Origin of the sequence: Paraburkholderia sp. SIMBA_054 (genome assembly GCF_046534875.1) — a bacterium.
Taxonomy (GTDB): Bacteria; Pseudomonadota; Gammaproteobacteria; order Burkholderiales; family Burkholderiaceae; genus Paraburkholderia; species Paraburkholderia hospita.
The window spans coordinates 270,099-277,554 of record NZ_JAWRXV010000009.1; the positions used below are offsets into that span (position 1 = coordinate 270,099).

Sequence of the window (7,456 nt, forward strand, 5' to 3'; positions counted from 1 at the left end):
GCGAGATGCGCAGTGCAACGTCTTTTTATGGGCGCCCTACCGATTAGTCGGTAAGACGGACACCGAACAAGGTTGCTTGCGACTTGCGAACACGCTCCGCTTCGCGGTGACGTGCTTCGTACGAATAATCCGAATCCAGAGGCAAGTGAGGCGACGCGAAGAGGTCGCTAACCTTTTGGAACAGCGCGAAAAGATAGTTCATGGCGACTCCCGGTTGGGTTGGTGGTTCAGGGTTTTCCCTTATGAAGAAGTATAGGGTTTTCCCTAGCCGAAAGCTAGTGCAATGCAGCAATTTTCCGGTGTGGTCATTCGCCGCATGGGCTTTCAGGCGATATTGCGTCGCAACACGTCCACAGCATGCGGCTTCCAGACCCGCCCCTGTTTTTTGCAAGGCTGATGCGTGGATACAACGGAGCGCCACGAATGTCGGCGGTGTGATTTCGCGCAGACGGTTAGTTGCGCATTGTTCCGCTGCCGTACGCGCAGGCTTAAGGCAGGAATTGGAGAAAGCCCGCTGCGCAGATGGGCGCGACGGGCGGACGAGGCTTAGTGAGTGTGCGCTGACTTGCGCTTCTGGACGTGCTGCGCGTGCGCCACATGCGTTTCGGCAGGCTTTGTTGCCGTAGGCGCCGCGGGCGTCGGAGTTGCAGGCGCCGCCGGAACCTGGAGGCTGACAGGAAGGCTCGTGGTCGACGAATCGGTGTCGAGCAGCGTCGCGAGCGTCGCCTGCTGGTTGAGCATCATCTGTTCGATACGCTGTTCGTGCGCGGTCGACTGATGCGAGAGGCGAAACAGCAACAGCGTCTGCGCGATACCAATCGCGACCGTCATCAGCAAGGCGCAGACGACGATCGTCAGCATCCACTTCATGCGCCGCGTGTGGTCGTCGGCGGCGCGACGCTGGTCGGCGATCACGCCGTAGAGCGCATCGACGGTATCGGCGAACGCGGTCGCGCGCGCGTGATCCAGTTCGGGCGTGGCGCGCGGCGCGTGCGTCTGCGGTAGCGGAATGTATGGCGCGGAACGTGTGGGCTGCGCGTTCGAGGCCGCCGCGCTCGCGCCATGCGCGGACACTTCGGACGCGACCGCCGGTGCTGTCTTGCTATCTGGGTTCGCGGAACGCTGCGCCACATCGGCGGTCGCAGGCGAACTATCGCTTTGGGTATCGGCGGCAGCGTCGGCATCCGCGGCATTGGTCGGCGGCGAAATCTGACGCAGCGCCGCGACGCTGCGCACGACGCTCGCCGCCGCCAGCGACGCAGCCTGCGTCGGCACGTCCGGAGTCGCGGTCTCAGCCGCGTTCTGAGCCGGTTTCGTGGCCGCTGGCGCAACTTCGCCATCGATAGAAGCAGCCAGCGTTGGTCCTTCGGCGACAGCCGGCTCCAGCGCGCCCGCTTCCGTATCGATCACCATCTGCCCGTCGTGCGGAACAGTACCAGCCGCCACATCCTTCGACGGCGCCGCGCCACGCACCGCGCGTGCGGCAGCCTTCCCTTCCACCGTACCCGCCGCAAAACCCACGCCATCCGGCGCACCGACAGCCGCCAGCACGACATCGGGCAATTCGAAGCCTTGCAGCGTGCCTTGCCGCACGTCGATGCTCATCGCCTGCTGCTCGGCGCGTGCGGTGTCGTCGGGGAAGAGGTCGAGCGTGCTGCCGTCGCGTGCGGCATCGCTCAGTTGCGCGAGACGCTGCGCCGAGCGTGCGGCGCGCGCAAGCTTGTTTTCGGTTTCGGGAGAGACAGTGGACGTGCGCCGATTCTGCGAACGGGCGCGCGACGGGCGGGAAATCGTGGATTCTGCGGAATCTGCCATGTAGGAAAAGCGGGAGCGCAGCGTTCGTCGCCATTCAAGGCGCCCGTCACCGCTGACGTCGGTATTTTTCTAGAGCCCGCATTGTCTCATGCAAAGAGGGTCACAGAAGTGGATCGCAGCCTTTTTGGGACGGCATTTCGCGCGACGGTGCCAGACTTGCCACGATCCGCGCTGCCCGTCGCCAGACGATCATGCGCAGATCCCGTTTATGTCGGCTCGCCGTTGTCCCGAAATTCTTTGACGCCCTGGAGCGCGCGCAGTTGACCGCAGATCGCCGCATATTCCGTCGACGAGACGCGGTGCAGTGTGATCGTCACTTCGTCCATTTGCGCATCGTCGTCGGTCTGCTGCATGACGAACTGTTTGACGCGCGGGCTCGCCGGACCGAGCGCCTCGTGCAGCGTATGAAACGTCATCGAGCCGCGCTCGACCAGCAGCGACAACTGGCGGCGCTGCTTGACCGTGATGAAGCGCTTCTCGATCGGTTTGATGCCGGCCAGGATGATCAGAATGATGATCGTCGCGGCGATCGACGCCGTGTACAATCCGCCGCCAACGGCCAGCCCGATCGCGGCGACGGACCACAGGCTCGCCGCCGTCGTCAGGCCGCGGATGATCTCGCCGCGCAGCAGGATCGACCCGGCGCCCAGAAAGCCGATGCCGGATACGACCTGCGCGGCGATCCGCGACGGGTCGAGCACGACGTGCTGGTTGCCGAGCACATCCGCGAAGCCGAACGCCGACACGATCATGATGAGCGTCGAGCCGACGCACACGAGCATATGCGTGCGCAGCCCCGCCGCCCACGAAAGCCGCTCGCGCTCGAAGCCGATCACGCTGCCGAGCGCTGCCGCGAGCACGAGCCGGGAAATGAGTTCGAAATTGCCGATCATGTTGTTCTCCTTGTGATGTCGCCGGTTGCCTTTGTCTTTGCCCTCGCCCTCGCCGTTGTCTTACGGCGCCTGCGTCCTGATGCCCGGTGCGTGCCGTTTGCCTTATGCTGCAACATCGGCGCGTACGCCTCTTATTCCTTTTTCGACTTTCCGCACCATGAATGCAACTGCATCGACGCCTGAGCTCGCAGCCGCGCTGCGCGAGCATTTCGTACGCATCATCCTGCCGATCTGGCGAGGCCCGGGTTTCAACTCCGCGCTCGGACTGCCGTACGAAGCCGTCGCCGCCGACGGCCGCACACCGCTGCCCGTCACCCGCTACCGGGCGATGGCGTGCGCGCGCCAGCTGTTCGTTTTCGCGCTGTCAGGCGAGATGCAGCATGCGCAGCGTCTGTTCGAATCGCTGACCCATATCTTTGAGGACCGCACGCATGGCGGATGGTTCTATAGCGTGGACGCACAAGGCGTGCCGCTCGACACCACAAAAGACCTGTACACACACGCGTTCGTCGTGTTTGCATGCGCCGAATACGGCGCGCGTTCGGGCAACCGCGATGCGCTGGACATCGTGCATCGCGCGTCGTCGCTGATCGAGGACCGCTTCGCTGCCCGTGATGGCCTGCTACACGCTGCGCTCGATGCCGGCTTCTCGGGCACGGACGGCATGCCGTTGCAAAATCCGCTGATGCATCTGACGGAGGCATGGCTCGCGGCGCGCGTCGCTACTCAGGACGCCGCGTTCGATACGGCGCTCGCCAAGCTCGGCGACGCCATCGCGCGTACTTTTGTGCATCAGCCGACGGGGTGTATTGCCGAACTGCCCGTGGGTAGCGTGGACAACCGGCTCGAGCCGGGGCATCAGTTCGAATGGTTCTGGCTCGTGAGGCAGGCGGGCGATGTGCTCGCCGGGTCGGGTTTGCGTGAGGCGCTCGCGCGTGCGTTTTTGTTCGCGCACGAAAACGGCGTCGATGCGACGACGGGCGGCGTGCACGCGGCGCTCGATGAAGCGGGTGGGGTCCAGGATTCAACGCAGCGGATCTGGGCGCAGACGGAGTATCTGCGTGCGCTTGCTGTGCATGATGATGATGATGTGCGGGCAGTGTTGCCGCAGCAGATTGGGCGGTTCCAGCCGCGGTTTTTGAATGCGCGTGGATGGGTTGAATGCAAGACGCAAACGGGTGAGGTCTCGCGGGCGGAGATGCCTTCGACGACGCCGTATCATCTTGCTACTGCTTATGCGGCGTTGCCTGGGGTTTGATGTTTTGGTGGTTGCGCCTTCGCGGCGCGGGCGTTGTTGTTGGGTGTTTTTGACTTTGCGCGGGTATTTGCGTTTTGCCTTTGCGGCGCGCGCGTTGCCGGTCGGTGTTCTGGACTTTGCGCTGGCATTTGCGTTTTGCCTTTGCGGCGCGGTCGGTTTGGTTTGCTCGTGTTTGCGTTGGCATCCGCGCATTGCTTTCGTGCTCCACGCGTCGCCCCTGTGCGGGGCGGCACCTACTTTTCTTTGCCGCCGCAAAGAAAAGTAGGCAAAAGAAAGCGGCTAACACCGCCAATCCTTCTTCCTGCCTGAGGGCCCCCAACCGGTCCCACACTTCACACGGCAACCACGTGACTCATGCTTGTTGCCAACGCTTTGAATGAGCGCTCCACCCGCTTCACGCGCCCGCGTCGCAGCACGCCGTGCCAGATATTCCACTGCCGCCCAGGTGGCAAACTGTGTGTAGGCCGTAGGACTGCACACGCCTCACTTCGAACCCGATAACGCGCGCGTGCCGCCATGTAAGAGCGCCGAGCTATACGACGCGACAACCTACACACAGTTTGCCACCTGGGCGGCACAAACCATTCGCTGCCGCTGGCTCTTGTTCGGGTGTTTGAAGTGGGTGAGGCGCTCATTCGAAGCGTTGGCGACGAACGCGAACAGAAATGCTGCCGTGTGAAGCGTAAGACCCTTTGGGGGCCCTCAGGCAAGAAGAAATGTTGGCGGTTTGAGCCGCTTTCTTTTGCCTACTTTTCTTTGCGGCGGCAAAGAAAAGTAGGTGCCGCCCCGCACAGGGGCGACGCTTGAAGCACGAAGGCAAACGCGGATGCCAGCGCACAGGCTAGAACAACCAAACCAAACGCGCCGCGAAGGCGCTAACACATGGCCCAACGCAAAAGCAAAAAAACCAAACCGAACCCGTGCGTTCACCCAACAGCATGCCCGCTGAGCACCGGCGCCAATCCCCCCCGCGTGCGATGCGAGATCAAAACCGAATCAGAAATCTCAAACGCAGCCACAGCTTCCTTCATCTGCCGCGTCTGCTGATGCAACGAAGAAGCCGCAGCCGCAGCCTCCTCCACGAGCGCCGCGTTCTGCTGCGTCATCTCATCCATCTGCACGACGGCCTGGTTAACCTGCTCGATACCCGTGCTCTGCTCGAGCGACGAAGCGCTGATCTCAGCCATCATCTGCGTGACACGCGAAATCGACTCCGACACGATGCCCATCGCCTCGCCCGCGCGTTCGACCAGCACCGACCCGCCCTGAATCTCCGCGACCGACTCGCTGATCAGTTCCTTGATCTCCTTCGCCGACTGCGCGCTGCGCTGCGCGAGACCGCGCACTTCACCCGCGACGACAGCAAAGCCGCGTCCCTGTTCGCCAGCGCGCGCCGCCTCGACGGCCGCATTCAACGCGAGAATGTTGGTCTGGAACGCGATCCCGTCGATCACCGTGATGATCTCCGCAATACGGTCCGAGCTTTGCGCGATGCCGTGCATCTTCGCGACGACCTGATTGACGACCTCACTGCCATGCGAGGTCGCATCGAGTGCAGTTTCCGCGAGGGCATTCGCTTCGCGTGCGTGGTCGGCGTTCTGGCGTACGGTCGCCGTCAGCTCTTCCATGCTCGACGCCGTCTCTTCGAGCGATGCAGCCTGATTCTCCGTGCGCGCCGACAGATCGGCATTGCCCGTGGCAATTTCGTCGGCACCGATATAGATCGAATCGGCAGCTTCACGCACGGTCTTCACAGTGCGCGCGACGCTCGCCTGCATCACCGACAGGCCCGAGAACAAACGTCCGATTTCATTCGTGCCGCGCGCTTCGATCGGCTGGTTCAGGCGGCCTTGCGCGATGCGCTCGAAGTGCCGGCCCGCCTCTTCCAGCGGACCCACGACGCCGCGCCGCAGCGCCACGTATACGCCCGCCGTGCCCGCCAGCAGCAACGCGAGAATCACCAGACCCACCGAGCGGAACAGCGTCTGACGTCCGTCGATCGAATCCATCGACGCGCGGCCCGTCGCGTCGCCGAATTGCGTGAAGTTGTGCAGCTCGGTCAGATACGCGTCCTGCATGCCTTGGGTCGGCTGATCAAGGAACGCCTGAATATTGCCCGCGTCGAGGTATTGCGCCAGTTCGCCCAGCGCAGTGTGAATCTTCTGGTACTTCTCGTTGAGCGCTGCGGCGCGCGCGTTGTTTTCGTCGTTGAGTTTCGGGGCGTTCATGAAGACCGTGAACGATCGGTCCGCGGCGGCGAGCTGCTCGCGCGCGTGCTGGACGATATCGGTCGGTTCCGCGCCGCCGCGCACCATCCGCGTGCCGGCGCGCGACAGGTTGATGCGTGCGTCCATCAGATGCTGCGTCGTCTCATTGACGGCATCCACCTGATGCAGCGCGACGTTCGCGAGATCGTTGACGTCGTCGTGCGTGCGGGTCATCGACCAGAAACCGAGCCCCTCCGTCACCAGCTGGAAAATACAGAAAGCGGCCAGAACGCATAACAAACCTGAAGCGACTTTGATCTTGCTGAACATCGAAACACCTGAATTGCTGAGAAGGACGGGAGTGCATCCGGGTTTACGGCAATGTCAGGCAATGCCTTGAGTGTTCGTCGGCAAAATTCCCAGTGTGTGAGTATTTCGGAAGCTTACGCAGCGCGATTACGTCGATATGCACAATAATTGCCGTGCAATTCTTCGAATTTCCTTGACGCGCTGCATTTGCGCTTCCTAGAGTTGGGACATCGCCACGCGGGTTATGCCCGAAGGAACGACGATGACAGACCTACTCGACCGGGCGCGTGGCGCACTGCACGCCCAGCCATTCAGCGTGCTGCTCGGCACCGAACTGATGTATGTCGGCGCGAATGAGCTGACGCTTTGCCTGCCGATCCGCGACGAATTGCGGCAACAGCATGGTTTCGTGCATGGCGGTGTGATCAGTTATCTCGCCGATAACGCGCTCACTTTTGCCGGCGCGCTGGCGCTTGGGCCTCGCGTTGTGACGGGCGAGTACAAGATCAACTATCTGCGGCCCGCGATGACGGGCGTGCTGATGGCACGGGCGGAAGTGGTGTATGTGGGGCGGCAGCAGGCTACCTGTCAGTGCAGTGTGTTTGTTACCGATGGGGATAAGGATAGGCTTGTCGCTGTCGCTCAAGGGACTATTAATCGTATCGGGGATGGGACGGAGGCTGGAGGTCCGTATGAGGGGGATCGGCATATGCGGGAGTGATGTTTTTTGTCTGCGACGCTGGGTGGTGCTTTTGGTTTTTTCGCTGGTATCCGCGATGCGGTGTTTGCTGCGCAAGCCTTTGGCGTTATGTGCTTGCCTTTGCGCTGGCATCCACGCTATGCCTTCGTGCTTCAAGCGTCGCCCCTGTGCGGGGCGGCACCTACTTTTCTTTGCCGCGGTGTGTGTCAAGGTAGTTGTCGCCTGAACCGCGTTACGCTGCCTGCCTGTACATTTTGACTGAGGCCGGGGCTCG

The 7,456-nt window shown here is 62.3% G+C and carries 5 protein-coding genes; 2 read left to right on the top strand and 3 right to left on the bottom strand.

Translation table 11 applies throughout. From position 1 onward, the window contains the following. Nucleotides 1-546 precede the first annotated feature (546 nt). Nucleotides 547-1,815, bottom strand: coding sequence for a hypothetical protein (locus SB822_RS14100; RefSeq protein ID WP_410854955.1), 1,269 nt, complete (start codon nt 1,813-1,815; stop codon nt 547-549). A 206-nt stretch (nt 1,816-2,021) separates the two neighbouring features. Beyond that, on the bottom strand, nt 2,022-2,708 hold the full coding sequence (locus SB822_RS14105) for an MgtC/SapB family protein (RefSeq protein WP_410854956.1): 687 nt from the start codon (nt 2,706-2,708) through the stop codon (nt 2,022-2,024). Between the two features lie 157 nt (nt 2,709-2,865). On the opposite strand from SB822_RS14105, the gene SB822_RS14110 reads away from it, so the two are divergent. Further along, nucleotides 2,866-3,966: an AGE family epimerase/isomerase gene (locus tag SB822_RS14110; RefSeq protein WP_086917454.1), complete on the top strand. Its 1,101-nt coding sequence runs from the start codon at nt 2,866-2,868 to the stop codon at nt 3,964-3,966. 926 nt (nt 3,967-4,892) lie between these two features. On the opposite strand, the gene SB822_RS14115 is transcribed toward SB822_RS14110, so the two are convergent. Next, nucleotides 4,893-6,503: a methyl-accepting chemotaxis protein gene (locus SB822_RS14115; RefSeq protein ID WP_410854957.1), complete on the bottom strand. Its 1,611-nt coding sequence runs from the start codon at nt 6,501-6,503 to the stop codon at nt 4,893-4,895. A gap of 241 nt (nt 6,504-6,744) precedes the next feature. On the opposite strand from SB822_RS14115, the gene SB822_RS14120 reads away from it, so the two are divergent. Continuing rightward, nucleotides 6,745-7,203, top strand: coding sequence for a PaaI family thioesterase (locus SB822_RS14120; RefSeq protein ID WP_079487679.1), 459 nt, complete (start codon nt 6,745-6,747; stop codon nt 7,201-7,203). Nucleotides 7,204-7,456: the final 253 nt, after the last annotated feature.

What these genes read in the sequence shown, in the direction of transcription:
- SB822_RS14100 (WP_410854955.1), bottom strand. Translation starts at nt 1,815, where the DNA reads ATGGCAGATTCCGCAGAATCCACGATTTCCCGCCCGTCGCGCGCCCGT.
- SB822_RS14105 (WP_410854956.1), bottom strand. Translation starts at nt 2,708, where the DNA reads ATGATCGGCAATTTCGAACTCATTTCCCGGCTCGTGCTCGCGGCAGCG.
- SB822_RS14110 (WP_086917454.1), top strand. Translation starts at nt 2,866, where the DNA reads ATGAATGCAACTGCATCGACGCCTGAGCTCGCAGCCGCGCTGCGCGAG.
- SB822_RS14115 (WP_410854957.1), bottom strand. Translation starts at nt 6,503, where the DNA reads ATGTTCAGCAAGATCAAAGTCGCTTCAGGTTTGTTATGCGTTCTGGCC.
- SB822_RS14120 (WP_079487679.1), top strand. Translation starts at nt 6,745, where the DNA reads ATGACAGACCTACTCGACCGGGCGCGTGGCGCACTGCACGCCCAGCCA.